General features: G+C 64.0%; 21 protein-coding genes and 1 pseudogene. 13 read left to right on the forward strand and 9 right to left on the reverse strand.

The features are described 5' to 3' along the window. A partial coding sequence (locus tag VF515_14575; GenBank protein ID HEX7408857.1) for a TetR/AcrR family transcriptional regulator occupies positions 1–492 on the reverse strand: 492 nt, incomplete at its 3' end. Positions 493–776: 284 nt separating this feature from the next. Between VF515_14575 and VF515_14580 the strand changes: the two genes are divergently transcribed. Together VF515_14580 and VF515_14585 are read left to right on the forward strand one after the other, a co-directional pair. Further along, positions 777–1928: a hypothetical protein gene (locus tag VF515_14580; GenBank protein HEX7408858.1), complete on the forward strand. Its 1152-nt coding sequence runs from the start codon at positions 777–779 to the stop codon at positions 1926–1928. 166 nt (positions 1929–2094) lie between these two features. Then, entirely contained in the window at positions 2095–3396 is a 1302-nt protein-coding gene (locus tag VF515_14585) for a DUF445 domain-containing protein (protein ID HEX7408859.1), read from the forward strand. A gap of 53 nt (positions 3397–3449) precedes the next feature. Here VF515_14585 and tatA read toward each other — a convergent pair whose 3' ends face one another. Together tatA and VF515_14595 are read right to left on the reverse strand one after the other, a co-directional pair. Further along, positions 3450–3641 (reverse strand): twin-arginine translocase TatA/TatE family subunit, encoded by a 192-nt coding sequence (gene tatA, locus VF515_14590; GenBank protein ID HEX7408860.1) that lies wholly within the window; start codon positions 3639–3641, stop codon positions 3450–3452. Between the two features lie 142 nt (positions 3642–3783). Beyond that, entirely contained in the window at positions 3784–4329 is a 546-nt protein-coding gene (locus VF515_14595) for an ACT domain-containing protein (GenBank protein ID HEX7408861.1), read from the reverse strand. Positions 4330–4611: 282 nt separating this feature from the next. Here VF515_14595 and VF515_14600 point away from each other — a divergent pair, with 282 nt between their 5' ends. From VF515_14600 to VF515_14625, 6 genes are read left to right on the forward strand one after another with little or no spacing between them, the layout of a single operon-like run. Further along, positions 4612–5145 (forward strand): NAD(P)H-dependent oxidoreductase subunit E, encoded by a 534-nt coding sequence (locus VF515_14600; GenBank protein HEX7408862.1) that lies wholly within the window; start codon positions 4612–4614, stop codon positions 5143–5145. Next, a complete protein-coding gene (locus VF515_14605; GenBank protein HEX7408863.1) occupies positions 5142–7082 on the forward strand; it encodes an NADH-quinone oxidoreductase subunit NuoF in 1941 nt (646 codons plus the stop codon). Before VF515_14600 ends, VF515_14605 begins: the two co-directional genes overlap by 4 nt. Then, positions 7082–8695: a 2Fe-2S iron-sulfur cluster-binding protein gene (locus tag VF515_14610; GenBank protein HEX7408864.1), complete on the forward strand. Its 1614-nt coding sequence runs from the start codon at positions 7082–7084 to the stop codon at positions 8693–8695. The genes VF515_14605 and VF515_14610 overlap by 1 nt, the downstream gene beginning before the upstream one ends. A gap of 3 nt (positions 8696–8698) precedes the next feature. Then, a complete protein-coding gene (locus VF515_14615; GenBank protein ID HEX7408865.1) occupies positions 8699–9556 on the forward strand; it encodes a sulfide/dihydroorotate dehydrogenase-like FAD/NAD-binding protein in 858 nt (285 codons plus the stop codon). 9 nt (positions 9557–9565) lie between these two features. Continuing rightward, positions 9566–11008 carry an NADPH-dependent glutamate synthase gene (gltA, locus tag VF515_14620; GenBank protein ID HEX7408866.1) on the forward strand — a complete coding sequence of 481 codons (1443 nt, stop codon included), beginning with the start codon at positions 9566–9568 and terminating at the stop codon, positions 11006–11008. A 59-nt stretch (positions 11009–11067) separates the two neighbouring features. Beyond that, a complete protein-coding gene (locus tag VF515_14625; GenBank protein ID HEX7408867.1) occupies positions 11068–11475 on the forward strand; it encodes a nitrous oxide-stimulated promoter family protein in 408 nt (135 codons plus the stop codon). A gap of 133 nt (positions 11476–11608) precedes the next feature. Here VF515_14625 and rlmN read toward each other — a convergent pair whose 3' ends face one another. Continuing rightward, a complete protein-coding gene (gene rlmN / locus VF515_14630) occupies positions 11609–12670 on the reverse strand; it encodes a 23S rRNA (adenine(2503)-C(2))-methyltransferase RlmN (protein HEX7408868.1) in 1062 nt (353 codons plus the stop codon). Positions 12671–12899: 229 nt separating this feature from the next. On the opposite strand from rlmN, the pseudogene VF515_14635 reads away from it, so the two are divergent. After that, a pseudogene (locus VF515_14635) lies at positions 12900–13259 on the forward strand (nuclear transport factor 2 family protein). Between the two features lie 27 nt (positions 13260–13286). Then, the gene (locus VF515_14640) at positions 13287–14345 is read left to right on the forward strand and encodes a methyltransferase (protein ID HEX7408869.1); all 1059 of its coding nucleotides are present in this window, start codon (positions 13287–13289) and stop codon (positions 14343–14345) included. 28 nt (positions 14346–14373) lie between these two features. Here the strand turns inward: VF515_14640 and VF515_14645 are convergent, their stop codons facing one another. The 5 genes from VF515_14645 to VF515_14665 all read right to left on the reverse strand — a co-directional run bounded on the left by VF515_14645 (position 14374) and on the right by VF515_14665 (position 23053). Then, positions 14374–15762, reverse strand: a complete 1389-nt coding sequence (locus tag VF515_14645; protein HEX7408870.1) for an aspartate aminotransferase family protein — start codon at positions 15760–15762, stop codon at positions 14374–14376. Positions 15763–15817: 55 nt separating this feature from the next. Continuing rightward, positions 15818–16879 carry a hypothetical protein gene (locus tag VF515_14650; GenBank protein HEX7408871.1) on the reverse strand — a complete coding sequence of 354 codons (1062 nt, stop codon included), beginning with the start codon at positions 16877–16879 and terminating at the stop codon, positions 15818–15820. A gap of 135 nt (positions 16880–17014) precedes the next feature. Continuing rightward, entirely contained in the window at positions 17015–18367 is a 1353-nt protein-coding gene (locus tag VF515_14655; GenBank protein HEX7408872.1) for a hypothetical protein, read from the reverse strand. 98 nt (positions 18368–18465) lie between these two features. Beyond that, positions 18466–22086 (reverse strand): FAD-dependent oxidoreductase, encoded by a 3621-nt coding sequence (locus VF515_14660; protein ID HEX7408873.1) that lies wholly within the window; start codon positions 22084–22086, stop codon positions 18466–18468. A gap of 103 nt (positions 22087–22189) precedes the next feature. Further along, entirely contained in the window at positions 22190–23053 is an 864-nt protein-coding gene (locus VF515_14665; protein HEX7408874.1) for a class I SAM-dependent methyltransferase, read from the reverse strand. 150 nt (positions 23054–23203) lie between these two features. On the opposite strand from VF515_14665, the gene VF515_14670 reads away from it, so the two are divergent. From VF515_14670 to VF515_14680, 3 genes are all read left to right on the forward strand, one after another. Next, positions 23204–23686 carry a glycine/sarcosine/betaine reductase selenoprotein B family protein gene (locus VF515_14670; protein ID HEX7408875.1) on the forward strand — a complete coding sequence of 161 codons (483 nt, stop codon included), beginning with the start codon at positions 23204–23206 and terminating at the stop codon, positions 23684–23686. A gap of 18 nt (positions 23687–23704) precedes the next feature. Further along, positions 23705–23974 carry a hypothetical protein gene (locus tag VF515_14675; GenBank protein ID HEX7408876.1) on the forward strand — a complete coding sequence of 90 codons (270 nt, stop codon included), beginning with the start codon at positions 23705–23707 and terminating at the stop codon, positions 23972–23974. Positions 23975–24273: 299 nt separating this feature from the next. After that, positions 24274–24596: P-II family nitrogen regulator (locus tag VF515_14680; GenBank protein ID HEX7408877.1), on the forward strand; the 323-nt coding region annotated here is incomplete at its 3' end.

Genomic DNA, 24596 nt, shown 5'->3' on the forward strand with positions numbered 1-24596 from the left:
GTTGAAGGGCAAATCCGGAACCAGGCGCGGCGTGGCCGCAACGAAGAACACGGTCGCGCCGACGATGGTGAAGATGAAGTGGATCGGGTCGATTGGATGGAACAGCCGCTGCCGTTGCCCCTCGTGGATGGCGCTGGTGAGCGCGGAGATGACCGCTGCCCCATGCCCGGCGGCGACGGCGATGCGCTGCGATCCGTCAGCCGCTTCCCACAGCAGCAGCCGCGCCACGGTGGGCCGCTCTGCGACGTACCCGACCCAGGCATCCACAATGGCTTCGATACGTTGCGGCAGTGGCGCCGGCGCCCTGAGGACGGTCTGATAGCGCTCTAGCAGCTCGCCGAAGATATCGCCCAGGACGGCTTCATACAGTTCGCGCTTGTCGCGGAAGTAGTAGACGATGGAGGCGCGACGGATGCCGACCCGCTGCGCCACATCTTCCAGCCGTGCCGCGGCGAAGCCTTTTTCGGCGAAGATGGATTCTGCCGCGTTCAAGATGTCTGCCCGCGTCAGCTCCGCGCGCGGATGTGGTCGAGAAGTCGATAGCAAGCGCATCTTCCGTCTGGAGCCAGTGTCTACCTGCGCGCAGGCAGAAAACGTATGACAAATATCGTGGGTCTGTGTGACGAGCGCAGTGCCATGCGCGCGCCGCGAAGCGCTTGTTCAGGTAGTCGTGCTTCACGGGATGCCGTGGTAAGCACATGGGCTGCGTTGCCGTTAATGCCGCACAACGGGCGAGCTTCGGGCGTGCAACAGTGACCGGATGACGGAGGGATGACATGTCAGGCACCATCGGACCGCTTCTGCCTTCGGATGAAGGTTTCAACCATCAGATCGTCGACACCTTCGCTGCCGTGTCCCAAAGCGACTACAAGTGGACGGAGAAAGTCTGCGGCATGGCCGGCGCGCGTGACGGTTCGCTGCAGGTGGGGTTTGGCTTCGGCAAGTACACCAATCGGAATGTGATGGATGCCTATGCCGGCGTCTCGCGCGGCGTGGAGCAGTGGACCGTGCGTGCCAGCCGTTCCCTCGCCCAGGACCCGGAAACGATCTCCATCGGGCCGATCCACTATCAAATCGTCGAGCCGCTACGCTCCATGCGTGTGTGGCTCGAAGCAAACCAGATCCAGCCGATTGCGTTCGAGGTGCTGTTCGAGGGAACCGTGCCGCCCGTCCTGGAGGAGCGCGAGGACCGGCGCGATCTCCACGGTTTCCGGCGCCAGGCAGACCAGATCCGTTACCACCAGACCGGGACGGCGTCAGGATGGGTGGAGGTTGCTGGAAAGCGACACGCCCTCACGCCGGACAAGTGGGTCTGTACGCGCGATCACTCCTGGGGCGTGCGGCAGGATGTGGGCGTGCCGTTGACCGACCTCGAGCCGGACTTCACCGGGTCGGTGTCGGTGCTGGCGATCTGGAACCCGGTTTTCTTCGAACGCCCAGACGGATCGCGATACGCCCTGCACCATTATTTTCTGCAGTACGGTGTGCCGGGCTTCACACACCAAAAGTTTCAGGGCGGCTTCGAAAGCCCGAATGGCAACCGCGAGTTGATCACCGCGCTCCGTCCGGAAATCCGTTTCGATCCTGCCAACAAACGCCTTCTCGGTGGGAAGTTTGTGTTCACCATGGCCGACGGCTCGGTGCGTCCGCTCGACGTGGCGCCGATCAGCGACACCGGGTTTCACCTCGGCACCGGGCTCTATTTCGGCTTCGACGGTTGGTACCACGGCAGCTGGCGTGGCGATCAGGAGGTCGCCGGCGAGTACTTTTCCAACTGTGCCGACCCAGCCACCGTGGCCCGAATCAATCAGTTCAGAGACTGTATGATCCGGGCCGTAGATCCCGTGGGCGGTGGTATCGGCTGGGGCAATTGCCAGACGTACGTGCGGGGCCAGTGGCCCGAGTTCGGCCTTGATCGCGACGAGTGAGGACCGTCCGCTCATTCTGCGGCCCACCGGGCAGAGCGGTTCACCAGGCGCGGAAATCCGAGTCGCCGGCAGAGATCCTGATACTCAGCGCATATAAACTCCGTAGCGGAGGACTCCGGGCCTGCGCGAATGACTGAACCCTGATAATACGGTCTGCCGAGGCCTGATGACAAAGCCCAACACAGCCCCGCCGACCGCCCGGCGCCGCAATCACGTCGGCACCCTGTCCCTCCTGGCGGCGGTTACCGGTGCGGTTGCCTGTCGGCTGGCGCTAACCGTGGGTCATCTGGCCGGGAACGTCTGGCTTCAACTCGGCGCCGCTGGGTTTGAAGCCGCGGTGGTGGGCGGGCTGGCCGATTGGTTCGCGGTGACGGCGCTGTTCCGTCACCCCCTCGGGCTGCCGATCCCGCACACGGCGATCATCCCGGCGCGCCGCGCCAAGATCATCGAAAGCATCGCCTCGATGGTCGAGAAAGAGTGGCTGTCGCCGGAGGTGATCGGGGCCCGGCTGGCACGCATCGCCCCCAGCGAGTTCGTTGCGGAGTGGTTGCGAGACCCGGCACATGTCGAACGGCTGGGCGCCCCGGTGCGCGATGTGCTGCGCGGGCTGGCCCGGCTGCTGACAGCGCGAGAGGTCGTTGAATTTGCGGACCACACGATCCAGCGCCAACTGCGGGAGCTGCCGATCAACGCCTCGGCCGGACGCTGGCTTGCTCGTGTCGCCTCGAGTCCAAGCGCCGGTGCGGCATTCGACACCGTCGCCCTCTCGCTGGCGAATCTGGCGCGGCGCCCGAGCACTGCCGAAAACCTGTATGCCTGGATCGACCGCTCAGCCCGCTACCTGCACAACGAAGGCAAACGGCTGGTGCCGCTCGTCCTGCGCCGGAAAATCGTTCAGCGCACGATCGTGGAGGCGGCCTGCGACTATGCCTCCTCGGAGCTGCGCAGCGCGGTAGCCGATCCGCAGCATCCGCTGCGCCAGTACGTGTTCGGGGCGGTGCAGCAATACGCCGAGCGACTGGCCAGCGGTGACCCGCGCGCCATCGAGCATGCGCAACAGCTCCGTGCCGCGGTCATCGAAAGCATCGAGGCCTCGCCGTTGGTGTTGGACCTGCTCGCCCAACTCCGCAACCAATTGGAGCACGACCTCGGCCAGCCGGACGGTTACTTGGCTCGACTCGTCGATCGCGAACTGCGTGCCGGTATCCTCGATGTGCTCAAGGAACCCGAGCGGCGCGTGGCCTTCGACAACTGGGTGAGGACGACAGCCCACGATCTGTTGCGTCGGCATCACAACCAGATCGGCCTGACGGTGCGGGAAAACCTCGAAGCCCTCGAAACCAGCACGTTGGTGGCGCAGATCGAAGAACGCGTCGGCGGCGATCTGCAGTTCATCCGCCTCAACGGCGCGGTCGTCGGAGGCCTGATCGGCGTCCTGCTGGCGCTGGCGCACCGATTCCTGGGGTGAAAAATGAGGCCGCGTGAACGGTTCCGAGTACCGAGTTCGGAGGTCGCAGGTGCTTACGACTTTTCGGGGCCGTCAGTCTTGGTGTCCACCTTCTTGATTTCGTCCTCGGCCCCTTCGAAGGCTTTCTTGAAATCACGGATGCCTTTGCCCAGGGCGCTGCCGATCTCTGGGAGCTTGCCCGGTCCAAAAATGACCAGGGCAATGACCAAGATGACGACCAGTTCGGGCACGCCTATACCAAACATTCTGTATCCTCCGGCCGGCACGATAGCATTCCGTGCAAGTGAACGCACGCTGATTCGTAGCGCGATTTCACCGCGTGCGCGGTGGCGAAAAAACCCGGCTCCGCCGCGTGGTTCAGCGGCGGCGGCCGCCGTATCCGCATGATCACCCGTCCACCGTTTCCAGCGTCAAGTCGATGTGTAACGACTGAGCGATGCCGTCGAGTTCGCGGCGCAGGGCGTCCTGGTCCACGTCCTCCGGGACGTCCATGCGGATCTTCATGCTGTAGATGAGCGTGCCGGTGCCGGGCTCCGGCCGCGACACGGTCGACATCTGGGTGACGTTGATCTGCCGGTTCGCCAGGCAACGCGTGATGCGCGCGACGATCCCGGCCTTGTCCACGCCGACGGCGTGCAGCTCGAAGGGCCGGGCGCGGTGGGAAATGCCGTATGGTACCGGCTCGCCTTCGAGCGGCCGGAAGAAAACGGTGAGGCGCTTTTCCCACTCGAGACGTTTGCACGCCGTCGACAGTTGGCGCTCAATGTCTTCACCCTCGCCGGTCAGCAGCAACAGCACGGCAAACTCGCTGCCGAGAATGGTCATGCTCGAGTCTTCCAGATTGCAGTCGCAATCGTAGATCAACTCGGCGAGATCGGCGACGATCCCCGGCCGATCCCGGCCAATAGCGGATAATGCGAACCAGTACTTCATCACGAGCCGCGATCCTAAGGCCTTAGGGCCGACCGGTCAACCCCGTTTCGCACCGCTAACTCCTTGCGTTCGATCGTTTGTTTTCGTACGCACCGCAGTACGAGATCTGGGAATGTCTGCTTCAGAACGGCGCTGTCATTCCCGTAAATGAGAGTGACGTGTGTCGATGTCTTCACTGAAAGCGGATTCTGCCGTGGCGTATTTTTTGCGATTCCGCGGCGGCAACTAGGTTTTTTACGCGTTGCGTTATAGCTCGGTTTGGGAGAGAACAGGACGAGATTCATGAGCGTGACCGAAGCAGCCTCCTCACTGGCGGAAATCCTTGCCAGTCACCTGGCCGGCCCCAGCGGGACAGGTCCCAACGGGACAGGCGTCGAGAACCTGATTCCGATGCTCCAGGACATTCAAGAGCGTGACGGCTACTTGTCCGAAGAAGCGGTTGGGATGCTGGCACGGGCGAGCGGCATCTCGGAGAATGAGATCTACGGTGTCGCCAGCTTTTATACCCAGTTCCGATTCGAACCGCCGGCCGAACACACGATCCATGTGTGCCAGGGAACGGCCTGCCACGTGCGCGGTAGTCATCAGATCCTATTCGACTTCGAGGAACGACTGCGCGTCAAAGCGGGTGGGATGACCGCCGACCACAAGTTTGGCTTGGAACGCGTCGCATGCGTTGGCTGCTGCGCCTTGGCGCCCGTCGTCCTCGTCGACGGCCAGGTGCGTGCCGGCATGAAGCCCAAGATGGTCACCGGCTTGCTCTCCAAACTCGGCTACAAGCCGAACGGCCACGGGCCGAGCGCAAAAGACGCATGATGTCCCTGCAACAAGCCTACGCTGCTGCCGCAGAGCGCTGGCAGGCGCTGGAAACGAGCCGGGTTCCGATCTTCTTCGTCGGCGCCGCAACCTGCGGCCGGGCCGCGGGGGCTGGTGAGACGCTCGAGCGCCTGCGCGCCGAGATTCAGGCGCAGAAGCTCGAAGCGCACGTGATTGAAACAGGCTGCCTCGGTCCGTGCTCGCTCGAGCCGTTGATGATCGTGCACAAGCCCGATGCACCGCGTGTGTGTTTTGGAAAGGTGGGACCACGCGAGGCGGTGGAGATCCTGCAGCGCCATGTCCTCGGTGACGACCCCTGCAGCGAGTGGGCCTTGGGCGCCATCACGCCGGGGAGCGTGAACGGCATCGGTGCGTTTGCCGATCACCCCATGATGCGTGGCCAGGTGCGCCGCATACTGGCCAACTGCGGCATCATCGATCCCGAGAGCATCGATCATTACCTGGCTCGCGAAGGTTATCGCGGCTTCTTGCGGGCGCTGGAGATCGGCGCGGATCAAGTCGTCGAAGCGGTGAAGCGCGCCGGCTTGCGTGGACGTGGTGGCGCCGGCTTTCCGACCTGGCGCAAGTGGGACGTCTGCCGCGGGACGCCTGCGGATCAACGCTATCTGATCTGCAACGCCGACGAGGGCGACCCGGGCGCCTTCATGAACCGCTCGCTGATCGAAGGCGATCCGCATGCGATTCTCGAAGGCATGTTGATCGCCGCCTTCGCCCTCGGCGCCAGCAAGGGGTACGTCTATTGCCGCGCCGAGTATCCGCTTGCCATCGCCCGCCTGAAGGTTGCGATTGGACAGATGCGTGAATTGGGTGTGCTGGGTCAGAACATCCAGGATTCCGGTTTTTCGTTCGACTTGCAGATCAAGAAGGGGGCCGGCGCATTTGTCTGCGGCGAGGAAACGGCGCTGATCGCGTCGATCGAAGGCCGCCGCGGCATGCCGCAACCACGGCCGCCGTTCCCTGCGGTCAGCGGCTTGTGGGGTAAGCCCACCATCATTCAAAACGTCGAGACCCTGGCCAATCTGCGGCTCATCCTGCGCCACGGTCCCGAATGGTACGCCCAGTACGGCACCGAGGCGAGCAAGGGCACCAGAACCTTCGCTCTCGCCGGCAAGGTCAAACGGACCGGCCTCATCGAGGTGCCGCTGGGCACCACGCTGCGGCAGATCGTCGAAGAGATCGGCGGGGGCGGTTCCGACGGCAAGCCCATCAAGGCCGTGCAAACCGGCGGACCCTCGGGCGGCTGCATCGCGGCCGAGAAGTTCGATTTGCCGGTCGATTATGAATCGCTGGCCCAGGCGGGCTCGATCATGGGGTCGGGCGGCATGATCGTCTTGGACGAAGAGACCTGCGCCGTCGATCTGGCGAAGTACTTCATCTCCTTCACGCAGAACGAATCGTGCGGCAAGTGTCCGCCGTGCCGGGTGGGGACGCGCGCCATGCTCTACCTCCTCGAGCGCATCGTCGACGGCAAGGGGAAACCAGAGGATATCCAGCGCCTCGAAGACCTGGCGGTGACGGTCGCGCGTGGCTCGCTGTGCGGCCTGGGCCAGACCGCGCCCAATCCTGTCCTGACGACGCTGCGCTACTTTCGCCAGGAATATCAGGACCACGTCGAGAAGAAGCAGTGCGCCGCTTTTGTCTGCCGCCCACTGATCCAGCATCGCATCGATGCGGAGCGCTGCCCGGGGTGTACGGCCTGCCTCAAGGTCTGTCCCGCCGAAGCGATTACGGGCAAACGGGGTGAGGCGCACGTTATCAACGAGGATCTTTGTTCGCAGTGCGGCTCGTGCCTGAGTGTCTGTCCGCCGACCTATGCGGCGGTGTACCGGGTCAGCGGTGAGCTGACGCGGCACGAAGAGATCCAGCAGAAACGCAAACCTGGGGCGGCGGCCGAGCACTCGCCAGAGGCGCAGTAGTGCAACTGTCCATCGACGGAAAATCGGTCAAGGCGCGTGACGGTGAGTCCGTTCTGCAGTGTGCGCTGCGGCACCGGATCTACGTTCCACACCTGTGCACGCACCCCAGCCTTCCGGCCTTCGGCGCCTGCCGCATGTGTGTTGTGGAAGTCGACGGCATGCGCGGCTTCCCCGCCTCCTGCGCGACGCCAGCGACCGAGGGGATGGTCGTACGCACTGACACGGCACAGCTGAAAGATCTGCGCCGCCGGATCCTCGAGCTGATGCTGCTCGAACACCCCAGCGCCTGCTTGGTGTGTGAGAAACAGGATCTCTGCGAGAAGTACCGGCCCAAAGCGGCCAAAGCCGGGCGCACGACCGGCTGCCACACCTGCAACAACAAGGACGCGTGCGAAGTGCGCGTCCTGGCCGACGAGCTGCAACTGACCGACCTGCCCGTGCCGCCGATCTACCGCGGCTTCCAGTTGGAACGCTCGGATCCGTTCATCGATCGCGACCTGAACTTGTGCATTCTGTGCGGGCGTTGCGTGCGCATCTGCAAAGCGCACCAGGGGCGAAGCACCATCGACTTCGTCGGCCGCGGCAGCGAGACCCGTATCGGCGAGGCCTTCGGCCGGTCGCTGACCGAAGCTGGGTGCCGCTTTTGCGGGTCGTGTGTCGATGTGTGCCCGACCGGCAGCCTCTCCGACCGCTACGCCAAGTGGTATGGCGCGGCGAAGCGGCTCACGGCGACGACGTGCACGCTGTGCGACACCGGCTGCGCCATCACCGTCCACGCCTCGGCGCAACGGCGTGCGGTCATGGCCCGCGCCATCAATACGCGTGTGCCGCTCTGCGTCCTGGGCCGCTTCGCCATCCCCGAGTTCCTGAACGGGGTCAGCCGGCTGAAGACGCCACAGGTCCGAATCAACAAAGTCCTGCGCGCGGTGCATTGGCCCGAGGCGTTGGCGCAAGCGGCGGAGCGGCTGAAACCGTTCGTCGGTGACGGCTTCGCGCTGGTGTGCGACACCACTAGCACGCTCGAAGACCGCTACGCGTTCGAGAAGTTCACACGGGAAGTGATGTTTTCGCCGCACTATATCGAGATCCGGCCCGACGAGCGCGGTGTATCGAGCAACGGTCTTCCCGACAGCGTGAAAGCTGCGGTGCTGACCGGGAACTTCGTCGACCCGGCCCGCCTCGCGCCTCTCGAGGTGCTGATCGTGCAGGACTGCTATCCCACGACGGCCACGGAACGGGTCGATGTGTCACTGCCGGCGGCGGTGCTGGCTGAGGTGGCGGGAACCTGGGTCGACGGCCGCGGCCTGATGCGGCCGCTTCGCAAGGCCTGCGACGGGCCCGGTGAGGCCAAACCCGATTGGCAAATCATCAGCGAGTTGGCTCGTGCCATGGGCGCGACAGGATTCGACTACCAGTCCGCGGCAGCGATCAAGAAAGAACTCGGTGCCGGCAAAGCTGGACTACGGATCAGACGGGCCGAGACGCCGGTCGCTGCCACCGATCCGAGCTATCGCCGCACCCATTTTCGCGGCCATGCGCTGGAAGAAAAGGTTCGCGGCCTGGCCGAGCTTGCCGTCGCGCCGCCGCCGGCGGCGGTTGCAGTTGGAGGTTGAGGCGTGTTCGAGATTCTTGAGAAACGCGAGATCGCCCCGAACGTGCACCGGGCGGTGATTCATGCGCCCGCCATCGCCAAGAAAGCTCGCGCCGGACAGTTCGTCATCATGATGGTCGACGAACGATCGGAGCGCGTGCCGTTCACGTTGTGTGATTGGGACCGGCAGGCCGGTACCGTGACCCTGGTCATTCAGGAAGTCGGCCAGTCGACCCGCAAGTTCGTCTTGCTCAAGGCCGGCGACCAGGTGGCGCATCTGGTCGGCCCGCTCGGCGTGCCGTTGGACGTCGAGAACTACGGCACGGTGGCATTAGCCGCCGGCTGCTACGGCATCGGCGCGGTCCTCGGCATCGCCCGCGCCATGAAGCAAGCGGGTAACCGCGTGATTACCGTCGTCGAGGCTGACAGCTCCTACCTCCATTACTTCCGCGACGAGTTGCGGGCGACGTCGGATGAACTGGTGCAGACCACCATCGACGGTTCCGACGGCATCAAGGGGCACTCGGTGGACGTGATCAAGCGCAAGCTGGAAAACGGTGAACAGCTGGATCGCGTGTTCGCCGTCGGCTGCGTGTTCATGATGATGCTCGCCGGCAACATCACCAAGCCATTTGGAGTGAAGACGCTGGTGGCGTTGAACCCGATCATGCTGGACGGTACGGGGATGTGCGGCGCGTGCCGCGTCACCGTCGGCAAGGAGACCAAGTTCGCTTGCGTCGACGGCCCGTTCTTCGACGCGCACGAGGTCGACTGGGACGAGTTGTGGGACCGCCGAGCCGCGTACGGCGAGGACGAGATTCACGCCGTGGCGCGGACCGCTGCGGTGACGCCGCGGCCGGCGCGGCCGGTTCGATTGTCCTGAGCGAGAGCAATGGCACAGCCAGTGAATAAGAAGAAGATTCCGCGGCAGGAGATGCCGGAGCAGGCGCCGGAAGACCGCGTCAATAACTTCGACGAGGTGCCGTACGGCTACACCGAAGAGCTGGCCATGCTCGAGGCCATGCGCTGCCTGCTGTGCAAGAGTCCGAAGTGCATAGCCGCGTGTCCAGTCAATATCGACATCCCGGCGTTCGTGACGTTGATTCAGCAAGGCAAGTTCCTTGAAGCCGCCCGCAAGATCAAGGAGAACAACGCCCTGCCGGCGGTCTGTGGCCGTGTGTGCCCGCAGGAGGATCAATGCGAAGGCGCGTGCGTGGTCGGCATCAAGCAAGAGCCGGTCTCCATCGGTCGGCTCGAGCGCTTCGCGGCTGACTACGAGCGGCATATGGGCACCGTGACCATTCCCGAGCTGCCGCCGAAGACAGGGAAGCGGGTGGCCATCGTCGGCGCCGGGCCTGCCGGCCTGACCGTGGCCGGCGATCTGGTGCTCAAGGGACACGAGGTGACGGTCTTCGAAGCGTTGCAGGACGCCGGCGGCGTACTCATGTACGGCATCCCAGAGTTCCGTTTGCCCAAAGAGATCGTGCGCGCCGAAGTCGACTACCTGAAGAAGCTCGGTGTCGAGTTCGTCATGGACTACGTCGTCGGCCGCAACAGCACCATCCAAGAGCTGTTAGGAGAAGAAGGATACCAGAGCGTGTTCGTCGGCACGGGTGCCGGGCTGCCGTCGTTCATGGAGATGCCCGGCGAGAACCTCATCGGCGTCTATTCGGCCAACGAGTATCTGACCCGCGCCAACTTGATGAAGGCATATCTCTTTCCCGAGTACGACACTCCGCCGATCAGCCGGCGGCGTGTGGCCGTGATCGGCGGCGGCAACGTGGCAATGGATTCGGCGCGTACCGCGCTGCGGTTGGGTGGGGATGTGACCATCGTTTACCGCCGCGCGCGCGAGCAGATGCCTGCCCGTGCCGAGGAAGTTCATCATGCCGAGCAGGAAGGCGTGAAGTTCATGCTGCTGACCAATCCGACGGGTGTCCTCGGCGACGAGCGCCACCGCGTGCTCGGGATGGAGTGCGTGAGGATGGAGTTGGGTGAGCCGGATGAGTCGGGCCGGCGGCGTCCGGTGGTGATGAAGGGGTCCGAGTTCATGATGGAGGTCGATACGGTCATCGTGGCCATCGGCAACAAGCCCAACCCGCTGGTGCCGCGCACGACGCCCGAGTTGAAGACGACCAAGTGGGGCACCGTGGTCGCCGACCCGAAGACCATGGCGACCTCGATTCCCGGCGTCTTTGCCGGCGGCGACATCGTCTCCGGCGCGGCCACGGTGATTCTTGCCATGGGCCAAGGCCGCCTCGCTGCCAGGGCCATGGACGCGTACCTGCGAGGGGAGCCGTTGCCTGCCGGTGGCGCCGAGGCCGCTGCTTCCTGATCCTGATCATACAGACGGCTGGCCGTACCAGCTACTGTTGGGCTATGACTTCCGTACAGATGCCCGAACGGAAACAGATCACTGGCCAGCGATTCCGTCGAGAGCGCAAGACGATCGGTGCGATGATCGCGATCTTCTGTCGCGACCACCACGCTCCTGCGCGCGGCCTGTGCCCGGAGTGCTCCGCGCTTTTTGCCTATGCGGAGCAGCGCCTGGACAACTGCCCATTCGGTGATGACAAGCCCACCTGCGCCAAGTGTCCAATTCACTGTTACAAACCGGCAACGCGCGAGCAGATTCGAGACGTGATGCGGTACGCGGGTCCGCGTATTCTCTTCCGCCGGCCGGTGCTGGCAATCTTCCACCTGCTCGAAGGGCGCAAAGAGCCGCCCGAACACCCGCGCCGAAAGCTCGCGAAGCCCGCCGATCCGGTTGAGCCGGCGCAAAGCCACAGCGAACGCCTCTGAGCTTTAGCTCCGCGGCCAAGGCCTCTCTCAAGCTCCCCGGGAACACCGAATTCCTCCACCGGCTTTACGGCCCCATTTTCACATTCCAGGGGCCCACGAACGCGTGCAATCGCACGGCTTGCCCGATTGTCCGTCAGTCCACCTTCTGGAAAGGAGCGGACTTACGCAGCGCCGGATTCCCTAGCTGGCCGCACGCACCCATCAGATCACGTCCATGAGTCAGACGGCGCTTTACAAAGATGCCGTTCCGTCTCAGCTCGGTCAGAAAGCGAAAGATCGCTGCTTCGTCGGGCGTTTCGTAGGTGGCGTCACGCTGCGGGTTGTACGGGATCAGGTTGACGACGCAGCGCAAGTCGCGGCACCATTTGGCGGTTTCGCGAGCCTGTTCGGGCGAGTCGTTGACGTCCTTGATCAGCACGTACTCGATCAGGAACAGCCCGCGGCGCGCCAGCGGGTATGCCACGAGAGCACGGTGCAGCTCCGCCAGCGGCATGCGTTTGTTGATCGGCATGAGCTGGTTGCGCAGCTCGTCGTTCGGCGCGTTGAGCGAAATCGCCAGCCGCAGGTTGGGCCAGTTCAGCTCCGCAAGTCTACGCAGGCCGTCGATGCGACCGACCGTGGAGAGGGTGATCTGGGTATACGGAAAGGCGATGCCATTGGGCTCGGTGAGGACTCGAATCGCCTGGGTCACCTCTTCGAAATTGTCGAGTGGTTCACCCATACCCATGAAGACGATGTTTTGGATGCCGCTGAGGAAATAGCGGTAGGGCTTTGACGGCGTGAGACCGCGCTCCGCCATCACCTCGCGAGCGACGAGAAACTGGCTGACGATCTCGGCGGCCGATAGGTTGCGCAGCAGGCCCATGCGGGCGGTTTCGCAGAAAGTGCAGCCCATACGACAGCCCACCTGCGACGATACACAGAGGGTGTGCCAGTTGGAGCCGCGATAGCTGTTCATGGGGATGATCACGGACTCGGTCTCGAACGGAGACACGCCGGCCGTACCGTGGGCCTCCAGACAGAATTTCAGCACCGCGTCTTGTTGCTCACGGCGGGTGATTCTCGGGAGCGCCAGGCCTGCCGCCGTGCGCATGGTGTGGCAATACGCCTCACGTGCGGCCTTCACGCTGGTGTGGTTCAAGGCGGCGAATTCGCGCAACGTCAGGCCGCAAATGTCGGCTGTGGGATTGTGCACACGGTCCAATGCGACTGCTCCCGTAGGAGCGCTGGCATCCTGCCGGCCGGGGCCGCCAGTTCCCGCAGCAACCTGTTCTCGCAACACCGGACGTAATTAGCTCAAAATCTGGTTCGATGCATCTCGGCAAGGGCGCGTGAGAATTCCGAAACGAGCATCTTCCCATAGCATGCGCCCACAGGTAGCGTGTCGGTACGGCGGAACAATAAAGGGGCAGGTAGGAGCGACTATGGATGCCGACGCCATTGTGGAGAATCTCGCGGTTGTGGATACCCACTTTCACAGCGAGGCGACTGGTGAAATCGAAAAGGCGGTGGCTCTGTACACCGATGACATCGTCTGGGAAGCCCCGGCTCGGCAACTGATTCTCCACGGCAAACGTGCCGCGGCGGAGAACTACCGGAAGATGTTCGGGTCGATGGCCGACGTGCAGGCAACCATGCTGCGGCGTTTCGCTACTGAAGATCGCGTTGTCGATGACAGCATCGTCAGGTTCACTCTCGCCGGCGACGGTGTCCACAATGCGCCTCTGCCGGTCGGCTCCGATGTGGAGCTGCGCTTGGTGCACATCTTCGAAATGCGTGACCGCAGGATCTCGCGAGAACTGGTGTACGAGATGTGGCGGAATGGCGCGCTCACAGGCCTGCCCGCTGCTGCTGTGACGCAGCCCGCGGAGCCCACTCCCGAACGCATCATGCAGCTCGGCCTCGGGTTCTGGGGTTCAAAGGCGTTGCTCAGTGCGGTCGAACTCGGCGTGTTTACCGAGTTGGCCAAGGCACCGCTTGGCGGGCAGAGGCTGGCCGAGCGACTCGGGCTCCATCCTCGGAGCTACCGCGATTTCTTCGATGCGCTGGTGGCGCTCGGCATGCTGGAGCGGCGCGGGGACGTGTATGCGAACACGGCCGAGACAGACTTTCTGCTCGATCGCGCCAAGCCTTCCTATGTTGGCGGTCTGCTGGAGATGGGCAACGCGCGCCTCTACGCCTGCTGGGGCGCCCTCACCGAAGCTTTGCGCACCGGTCAGCCGCAGAGCGAAGCCAAAGACGCCGGCAACCCATTCGACGCGTTGTACAGCGATGCCAACGGGCTGCGGGCTTTCCTGCAGGCGATGACCGGGGTCAGCATGGGAACCGCCAAAGTGATCGCCCGGAAATTCCCGTGGGATCGTTACAAGAGCTTTGTCGACATCGGCGCCGCGCAAGGCGCAACCCCGGTACAGATTGCGCTGGCGCACGGTGACCTCACCGGCGGCGGTTACGATCTGCCCGCCGTCGGGCCGATCTTCGAAGCCTACGTGAAGTCCTTCGGGCTCAGCGGCCGCCTGCGCTTCTATCCCGGCAACTTCTTCAGCGACGCATTGCCGTCGGCGGACGTGCTCATCATGGGCCACATCCTGCACGACTGGAACCTCGATGAGAAACAGATGCTGATCGCCAAAGCCTACGCCGCACTGCCACCCGGCGGCGCGCTGGTGATCTACGAAGCGCTCATCGATGACGACCGGCGGCGCAACGCGTTCGGGATGCTGATGAGTCTCAACATGCTGATCGAGACGCCGGGCGGCTTCGACTACACCGGCGCCGACTGCTCGGGCTGGATGCGCGCCGCCGGGTTCCGCGAGACCAGGGTGGAACATCTCGCCGGCCCCGACTCGATGGTGGTTGGGATCAAGTAACCGGCGCGGAGACGAAGCCGCGCCGCTCTCAGTCCTTGCCGCCCAGAATCTCCCGCTCGGCGGCGGGCCACACCTCTTGCAGGATGCTGACCATACGGTCGATGTCCGCTTTGGTCGAGATCAGCGGTGGCGAGAGTGCGACACACTGGAACAGGGCGCGGGCGATGAGGCCACGCTGGAAGGCGGCGGCGACGATGTGGTGCGGATCTTCAACGTTGGGGAACGGTTCCTTCGTCGTCTGGTCGCGCACGATCTCCATTGCCGCCAGCAAGCCGGCGCCGCGGATCTCCCCGACGATAGGCGAACGGCCGAAAGTCTCGTGTAGTCGTTCGAGTAAGTAGGCCCCCACCACTTTCGCGTTCTCCACCAGGCCTTCGCCTTCGATGATCTCGATGTTGGCAAGGCCGGCAGCGCAACAGGTCGGATGGTTGTTGTAGGTGAGGCCGAACATGAACGGGATGCCGTCCGGCATCTCGTCGCGAATGGTGTCGTAAACCTGATCGGAGATCACCGAGGCGGAAAGCGGCAGATAGCCGGATGACATCCCCTTCGCCAGGGACACGAGGTCGGGTTTGATGTTCCAGTGCTGCATCCCGAACCAGTGTCCCGTCCGCCCGAAACCGGTGACCACCTCGTCGAGGATGAGCAGGACATCGTGGCGCTTGCAGATCTCCTCAATCCGACCGAAGTAATCCGGCGGCGGAACGAGGACGCCACCCGTGCCCATCACCGGCTCGAGAATCACGGCCGCCACTGTGTCGGCGCCTTCCTGCTGGATCACGGTGTCCAGGTCATTGGCGCACGCCAGCCCGCAATCGGGGTACGTCTTGCCGAACTCGCAGCGGTAGCAGTAGGGCGGGGCAAAGTAAGCGTGCGAGGCGTCCTGCTCGATAAACATGTGATACGCCAGGATGCCAGTGGCCGAGCCGGCGCTACGGGTTGCCCCGTGGAAGGCCCAACGACGTGAAATGATCTTCACCTTGGATTGCTTGCCGCGCAGCGCGTGGTAGATCCGGGCGAACTTGAAGTTGCACTCGTTGGCTTCGCTGCCGCCGCTGTGGAAGAGAATATGGTTGAGGTGGCGGTCCTTCGGGAGCAGGCCCACGACCTTCTCCGCCAGCCGCGTGGCCGGCTCGTTGCCGAAATCCCAAAAGCTCGGGTAGTAAGCGAGCTTGCTCATCTGTGCCGCCACGGCGTCGGCGATCTCTTTGCGCCCGTGGCCGACGTTGATGTTGAACAGCCCGGAGAAACCGTCGATCAGCGTGCGGCCATCCGCCAGCTTCAACTCGATGCCGCGGCCGCCGACGAAGATCTTCGAGCCGTGCTTCTCCTGCTGGCGAAACTCGGTGATCGGGTGAATGACGTGGGCCCGATCGAGCCGCTCGATCTCGTCGAGGTTGGGAATGAGATTCGCCATGTCGTGCCTCCTGAAGAAACGTTGATAGTCGCCAGTTCGGATGGGGAGCTGTCCCTCACCGTAAAGCGTGTCGTCCGGCAATCAGCGGCAGGTCGAGCCAGCTCTTCACGCCCGGCTCCGCCCGGCAGACGGCCGGAATGGCATTGACGATCCGCATTGCCGTGCCGACGCAGCCGTCGATGTTGTGGTCGGGGCTATTGAAGCCGATCTGCAGGTCGCAGCGCATGGACGGCATGCCTTCTATCGTGACGCGATACGTTCCCGGGCCGGTGCCGTGCGGCCAGTGCGGGGCGATGTCGTCGCGCAGACGCGTGACGTGTTCGACGACAATCACCGGCTTGCCGCGCACGATGCCGGAGACCTCGAAGTGAATGCCGGCGACCGTTCCCTTTTCGATGCGCCCGCAGGGTATCTCGAAGGCTTCATCCGCCAAGGCCACTTCGTGCCACTGGCGAATATCCTCCAGCTCCACGGCCAGCGCATCCGCCACCATGCGTACCGATGGGCCCCAGGCCAGTGTCAAGGCGCCCGGTATGAGCAGTGGCACGGGAGTGCCCGGTGGCTTTCCAAAACCCATCACGTCGAACAGCGTCTGCGCTTGGTCGTAGGTGGCGTAGTTGAAGATCTCCTGGGCGCGGACCGACTCGATGCGCTCCGACAGGCTGGAGAGCAGGATGGGCAGGGCGTCGGGAGAAAAGCCGGGATCGATGCCGGAGCAGTAAAAGGATGAGCGCCCTTGCTGGCAGGCGGCTTCGAGCTGGTCCGCGAATGCGGGGACGGCATGCCACGGATAGATGAGCGGGACAAAGGAGCAGGTGACGAGGTTCTTGCCGCCGGCGAGGATCCGGCACATGTCGTCGATGGCCTCGCCGGGCCGGTAGTCGGTGGCGGCCGCGTACGACACACAGTCAGCCTCCAGCGCCAGGAGCTCATCGGCGTCGCGCCTTGCCTTGATGCCGATCGGACCGATGCCGCAGAGTTCGCCGGCGTCCTTGCCCGCTTTGCCCTCGCTGCTCACATATAGCCCGACGAGTTCCAACTCGGGGTGCCGTGCGATCGCGCGCAGAGCGTGTATCCCAACATGGCCTGTTGCCCACTGAATAACCCGGTATTTCATGTCGCGTGCTCGCCTCCCTTACGCATTGCGCACCGCCGAGCAGCCTGTGCGGCTTGACTAGCCCGCGCCGCACGAAACGGCTACGCGCGCGGCGTACCAGAAAACCCCGTTGATCTCAAAGCGGCGGTCTCGGCCTCAAGCATCGGACGGAGCGACCCGGCTGATCCACTCGCGGTAGGAGCCCGTGTAGCCCACCGCTTCTTGCCGAGCACGAACGCGGCGCAGGATTGCCTCGACTTGGTCCGTAGCCAGTGGCGGACGGTTGCGGACCCACGTGGCAATCTTCTCCACCGACTCGTCCACTGGCCCGGTAATCGAGTCGAGCGCCGCCTCCTCACCCTGGTGACCGTCGCTGCCGAGCCCAAGGAACTGCTCGATCACATGCGTACCAACCTGGATGCTGTGCCGACGCGAGGCGATGATGTTGCCCTTTCCGGTGACAGCATTCCCCGCCCCAAAGACCGTCTCATATCCCGCGATCCGGCCCAGTTCCAGGTCGGTAAAGTCGTAGACTTCGCCGCGTTGCGGAATCCCGGGCAGCGGCGCCGGGATGCTCCCGATGGAGCTGATCACCAGGGGGGCACGAACGTCCTCGGTGGCGCCCGGCACCGGGAGGACCCGTCCGTCCGTGATCTGGGTTTGCTGGAAGCGCAGCCCCACCAGGCGGTCGCCTTCGACCAGCAGCCCAACGGGGACGCGCTGGGGCTGAACGCGGAAGAGGTACTTTTGCATCGCCTTCTCGACAATGCGCCGCCGTGTTGCCTCGAACTTCTCCCGCCGTGCCGCATCCGCGTCCTCCGGAATATCGGTCAGCGGCATGTCCTCGATGCGCCTGCGGTAGAACAGCGTCGCTCCCTTGAGACCGAGCGACTCCCAGCTGAGCCCGTGCGCGGCCAGCGTGTCCGGGATCCCCGCGTGTTCCAGGTGCAGCATGTCTTCGCGGATGCCGCGCCGTTCCAACGCCAGCCGTACCGTCTCGATTTGCAATACCTTCATCACGTCGATCGAGGCGAGGCCGCCGCCGACGACGATGGCACCGTCTTCCACCTGATACGGAGGTCCACTGTCGCCGCCCTCGGAGAAGTCATTGAACCAGTGAATGAAGGGGTTCTGATAGACTAGGCCGCGGTCCACGTAGCGCTCGGCCCCTTCGATCGGAAGGGGGCGATCCTTCCAGGCTCCAACCGCCAGGATGATGGCGGTGAACCCCCAGTCCGTAGCCAGCGCGCGGAAGTCGATGTCGCGGCCGATCTTGGTCTGCGGCACGAAATGCACCTCCGGCCGATCGAGCTTTTCGTTGACGGTGGCGTACTCCTTCTGGCGCAGCTTGACATGCCACCGGGGCAGGCCGTCTTCGATCTTGCCGTAAGGCCGTACGTTTTGCTCAAACACCACGACGATGGCTTCGCGGTCGGCCAGCATGCTGGCTGTCTCCGCACCGGCAGTAGCCCCGCCAATGACTGCAACAACGTACCGCGAGGTCTCCATGGCCGCAGCATAACAGAGGGGCAGCTACTCCAAAAGATACCGGCCTGCTGTGTGAAGTTGTTGCCCTGCCGGGCGTTGAGTCGGGCGGCCTGGCCGCCCTATACCACCTGGACCTCACGCTGCTGGAAGAGGTGGTCGAGCCAGAGCGTGGTCAGCTTCTCCGCGGCGGAGTTCTGACGCAAGCGCTCGTGCAAGAAGCGGAAATCCACCTGATCGAGGAGCTGGTCCTGGTTGAAGCAACTGAAGACCAGTGACTCCTTGCCGGTGGCCGGATCAACCTGGCGTTGCAGGCACTGCGAGCAGACCTGCTTGAGCATGCACTGCATCGGTGAGTTGATCGAACCGATGGCCAGGTGGTCGGAGCGCAACACGTCTTTCAACACGGTGGACCGTGCCTGGCGGACTGCGTCCATCATCCGGTCCGACCCGATGCAGATGATCCGATCGACTTCTTGTAACGGGACGGGCGTCTCGCCGAGCTGACCGCGGGCGTACCACTCCATCGCCTGTACGATGTTGCCGACGACCGTGCGGTCCTGCGGACGGTGTGTCGCGATGGGATCGCCCTCATCGACGCTCCACACCACCAGATCGCAGGCATCCTCGATGTAGCGTCGCTTGAACAGATCGCCGGCTTGTTTGTAGCCGGCGAAGTAGATGACGCGGTTGCCCTGGGCCTTCATCGCCGCGGCGATCGAGAACATCACGGCGTTGCCCAAGCCGCCACCCGCGAGCAGGACCGTCTCGTTCTCCGGAATCTCCGTCGGCGTGCCTGTCGGACCCATCAACACGATTTCCTCGCCCGGTTCGAGAATCGCGCACAAGCGCGACGACCCCCCCATTTCGAGCACGATCAGCGAGATCAAGCCGCGGGCGGGATCGGTCCAGGCCCCGGTGAGCGCCAGGCCCTCCATGGTCAGACGGATGCCTTCCACCACCTCGGCCGTGACCTCGTAGTTCTGGACGCGGTAGAACTGACCCGGCCGGAAGTTGCGCGCCGCCAGCGGGGCACGCGCGATGACCTCGACGATACGATCGGCCAAACGGATCGCGTCGACCACCACCGCCCGCAGCCCGTCTTCCAACACTTCGGCGAAGCGCACCCAGGCGTTCTCGAGTTCCGCTTGCTCCTCGAGTTCCTGCGTGGCCACTTCGGGCTCGAACAATCGGGCGATCTCGCGGTAACCGAACCGTGCCGAGGCCATGGCTTTGACCACGTTGCCGGCGAACACAGGATGCGCGTCGCCATAGAAGGTCACGAAGCGGCCGTCCTTTTCGTACGAGGTGAAGAAGCCGGCGCCCCCGTCCGTTACCGGCTCGAGGCGGCGCGTACCCTCTGCGCCGTCGACGAGGCGATGCATGGCGAAGCAGGAACGCCGCTCGTCGATCTCGAACGTTCCTGGATGCTCCATTTCGTAGACGACGTTGGGATTGGTGCCGGCGGCAACCACAACGCTGCGGGCGGGGAAATCCACGGTCTCCCCAGTGTCCTTCCACTTGCCCTCGCGTAACTGCATGCGCGTGCAGCGCACAGTGCACACGTGACCGAACTCGTCCAGCACGGAGGCCACCGGGCTCATGCACTCGACGAAGCCGATGCCTTCTTCGAGCGACTTGATCACCTCCTCATGATTGAGCCGATAGGCCGGCGCGTCGAGTAGCCGCTTGCGGTACAGGATGCTGACGCCGCCCCAGGCGCGCACCAGACGCGCGAAGTCGGGCGAGCGGCCGGCGGCCGCCGCCGCGGCGCGCTCGGCGTGTACCATGCGCCCGTGGTCCAGCCACGTTCGAACGGTCTTGGCTTCCTCCGCATCGAGGCGCGTCCAGATCGCCGGCTCGCCGATGCGCCGTTTCAAACGGTCGAATCGCTCCAGGACCTTCTCGACCTGGGTGACGTAGTACGCTTGCAGCTCGGTGGCGGCGTCGATGGCCGTCAGACCGCCGCCGATGACGACGGCCGGGAGCTCGATTTGCAGATTGGTCAGCGAGTTCTTGCGATAGGCGCCCTGGCCTTGCAGGGCCATGAGGAAGTCGGAGGCCATGCGCACCCCGCGCGCCAGATTGTTCTGCATGGGGACGATGGTCGGACGTCCGGCACCGGCGGTGATGGCGATGTGGTCGAACCCGAGGCTCCACGCATCGTCGGTGGTGAGCGTGCCGCCGAAGCGCACGCCATCGAGCAAGCGGAACTTCTTGCGCCGCATCAGGAGCACATAGTTGATGTCGAGGAAGTTCTTGTCCCAGCGCACGGTGATGCCGTACTCGGCGACGCCACCGAAGCCGAGCGTCGGGCGCTCCGAGAGCGGGCCGATGATTTCAGCGACGTCACGGATCGGCTGCGGTACGCGCCGCTTGGCACCGCGCAGTTGTAGGGCGAGCGGCTCGACCTTGAGGCCTTCGATGCCCACGACGCCGAAGCCCTCGTTGAGCAGGTGATGCGCCAGGGTGTAGCCGGCGGGACCCATGCCGACGACGAGCACGTTTTTCCCGTTGTAGCGCAGCGGGTACGGGCGCCTCGCGTTGAGCGGATTCCACCGCGTCAGCAGCGAGACGATCTCGAAGCCGTACGGCAGCTGCAGCACGTCGGTCAGGATGCCGGTCTCGATTTGCGGGATGTTCACCGGGTCCTGTTTTTGGAAGATGCACGACTTCATGCAGTCGTTGCAAATGCGGTGACCCGTCCCGGCCAGCATCGGGTTGTCGATCATGATCACCGCCAGGGCGCCGATGGGGTGGCCCTCGCGGTAGAGGTGGATCATCTCCGAGATTTTCTCTTCCAAGGGGCAGCCCGCCAGCCCGATGCCGAGCGGGTTGCGCTGCACCTCGCCGGTCTTGGTGCGCAAGCCGGTGGAACACGAATCTTTGCCGCGATCGTGACAGGTGAGACAGTAGTGCGATTCCCGCAGATTCTCGCGCTGCGTGAAACGGGGATCGGTGAGATTGAAACCGTCGCGATGCCGGCGGGTCTCCGGCGGACCCATGAAGAACTCGGGCAGGTCCGCGCGCGGCCGGATGCGCGGGACCAGGTCGTTGTAGTTTATCTTCTGCGGCACGCGGAAGCAGGTGAACTGCCGGCGGCGCTGCGTCAAGCCGGGATGCACGGCAAGCGCCCGCACCCAGGCCTCCACTGCCGCCAGTTGCTGCTGCGCCTGGGCGCGGAGCGCTGCATCCGGCGTCGTGTCGATGGTCTTCTGCAGCGTAGTGGTGACGACGGCCAGCTCGCGCTCGGGATCCGAGGTCAAGGCGGCATCCGGCATCACCTCGTCCACCACTTCGCGGTACGCGAACTCCAGCTCCACCGGATCCATCTGCGTCAGTGCTTCGGCCGCGCTCATGTTCTTGAGCACGGCGCGTTCGACGAACTGGCGCTTCCAATCGAAGATGATCTGGTCGGCCCGCACCCGTTCGCACAGCACGTCGTGATCGGCCTCGATGTGGAACAAGCGGGCAATGAACGCGCCGACATGCGGCGCGACGCGGATGAGCAGTTCGGACTCCTGCAGCCGTTCGACTCCGCCGCCACTGGCGTTGCGGTAGCGCTCGAACTCCGCCGCCAGCGCCGGATCGCTTTCGTGGAGCGTCTGCAGAAATGCCTTGTCGAGCGCCTCGAGGCGCCGGACACGATTCAGATCGGCGTATTTGAACCCGGGAATCCCGAGTTGCAGGTTCCACGCTCGGGCTTCCTCACGGAGATTCTGCGGCAGATGTTTCAAAGCCATTTCGCTGATGTGCTCCCTTTCATGCCGCTTGCGTGGCCAGCAGCTGCCGGCCACGGGTGGGCCTTCGCGACGCTCGGTACCTGGCCTACGTAGCGTTGTTTTCTTATTGAGGAAAGTGCTGGGAGGCAGGTTCTCTCGGTCGCCGCTTACGAACGTCCGCGATCTTTCGCGCGCTCATCACCAGCCAGAATCGCTTGGCGTGATGGAATTGGATCTCGCCAAGGCCAACCCTCTCACACCGGGCCTTCAATTCGCTGGCAGAAAACAGGTGGACGCCCAGGAAGGCGACGGAGCCGTCGGTCAGTGCGGACAGTGGTCCACTGTACCGGCGAGCGGCGCTGACAATGAAGAGACCGCCCGGTTTCAGCACGCGATGCACCTCGCGCAGAGCCCGCGCCGCATTGGGGAAGAGATGCAGTGCCCCACCGCAGTTGACCAGGTCGAAGCGCTCTGACGGGAACGGCAAGCGCAGCGCCTTGCCGCGAATCAGAACGATATTGCTCAGCCGCTCCTCGTGGGCACGCTGGCTGGCGTAGCGCAGCATGGGCAGAGAGAGGTCCAACCCCGCCACGGTGCCCGCCTGCGCTCGCTGGGCCAGCGGGCGCGTATAGATTCCTGAACCGCAGGCCAGATCGAGCACCGTGTCCGCACGCTTCACGCTGGCGACACGGAAGACGAGCGCTTGTTCTTGCTCGAAAGAGATCCCCATGGACTCCGCCGCTAGCACGCTGCGCCGCCACCAGTGGCTCTCGTAAATGCGGACGACGGATTCCGATTCCATGACGCGCTGTACGAGGCTGCGCCTCACGGCGACGCCGGGCATGAGATCGATCACGCCCTGGTCAACCGGGTACGCCGCCGAGCAGGTGCCACAGCACACCACTTCGGCCCGCGCCGCCGGGAAAACGAGAAAGCCCTGGTTGCATTTTGGACAGCGCACCAGCTCGTTCCGGATCGCGGTGTTCACGCCTCTCCTCCCTTGGCGGGCATGCCGAGATCTGCCAGTGTCGCTTTTCACCCGATACCCATGCAAACTGTGGTTGCCACATGCTTACTGGAACAGGAGAGCCGGTGTCAAAGCACGCCGGGTAAGGTTGGCTCGGGCGGATAGAGCAACATGGGATCAATTGACGAGTTCTCGTTGTCCGTTCGGCTGTTTTTGAAAGCCTACCGGTGGCGCCGGATTGATCCGGTGCCGTGGACGCCGCTGGCCCAGCCGCTCTCACAATGCCGGCTGGCCGTGGTGTCCAGCGCCGGATTCGTGGCGCCCGGGCAGCCCGCCTTCGATAGCTCGGTGCGTGGGGGCGATGTGTCGTTTCGCGATATTCCGTCCGAGATCGATGTGCAGACTTTGGTCGACACGCACCGCAGTGAATCCTTTGACCACACGGGATTGCGTGAGGACCCGAATCTGGCGTTCCCGATCGACCGGGTTCGTGAGCTGGCCGAGCGGGGACGGATCGGTTCGGTCAATCATCGGCACTTGTCCTTCATGGGCTCGATCACCGCGCCGGGGCGTCTGGTGCGCGACACCGCGCCCGAGGTTGCCCGCCGGCTGGTAGCCGACGGCGTCGACGTCGCCCTGCTGGTTCCGGTTTGACCGTTCTGTAACCAGGCCGTGTGCCTGGTCGCCGCCGAGATCGAGCGCCAGGGCATCGCCACGGTGACGATTCAACTGCTGCGCGAAGTGGCGGAACGAGTTCGTCCGCCACGCGCCTTGTTCGTGCCATTCCGCCACGGGTATCCGCTGGGAAGACCCAACGATCCGGCGACGCAGCATGCCGTGCTCGAAGCGGCGTTGCGGCTGCTGGAAGATCCGTCGCTCCGGCCGCCGGCGCTTGTGGATCTTTTCCCCAAGCGGCCTCGGGATGCGTCGCCCTCATCGTGACCGTCTCCATCAGAAGCGCTGCGAAGACGGATCAATGTGACTATGAGGTGCCCCGGCCTCGCGGCCGCCACCTTAAGCAACTGCAAACAGCTACTGCCTAGAAGTCGGGCACACCCTCCTGCGCATAGCGCCCATATCGGCATCGCGTATAGGAATCGATGTATGGCATCGGCATTGCTGAGTTCCATCGTCCGTGAGTTCTCGCGGGTCAGCCCCTCCTAAGAGCGGCCGGCGAGACCTGCACGGGCGGGCTGATGACTCACGGGTCACCAGCCCGATCTTTGCTGAAAGGAGTGTCGATGAAGAAGATCGAGGCAATTATCAAACCCTTCAAGCTCGACGAGGTCAAAGAGGCGCTTGGCCGGGAAGGCATTCAAGGCATGACGGTCTCTGAGGTCCAAGGCTTCGGACGGCAGAAGGGCCACACCGAACTCTACCGGGGGGCCGAGTATGTCGTCGACTTCATTCCGAAGGTGAAGATCGAGATCGTTGTCGACGACAGCAACGCCGCGCAGATCGTGGAAGCCATCTGCAACGCGGCGCGCACCGGTCACATCGGCGACGGCAAGATCTTCGTGCTGCCGATGGAAGAGATCGTCCGCATTCGCACCGGCGAACGCGG

It is taken from the genome of Candidatus Binatia bacterium (assembly GCA_036382395.1).
Classification (GTDB): Bacteria; Desulfobacterota; Binatia; order HRBIN30; family HRBIN30; genus JAGDMS01.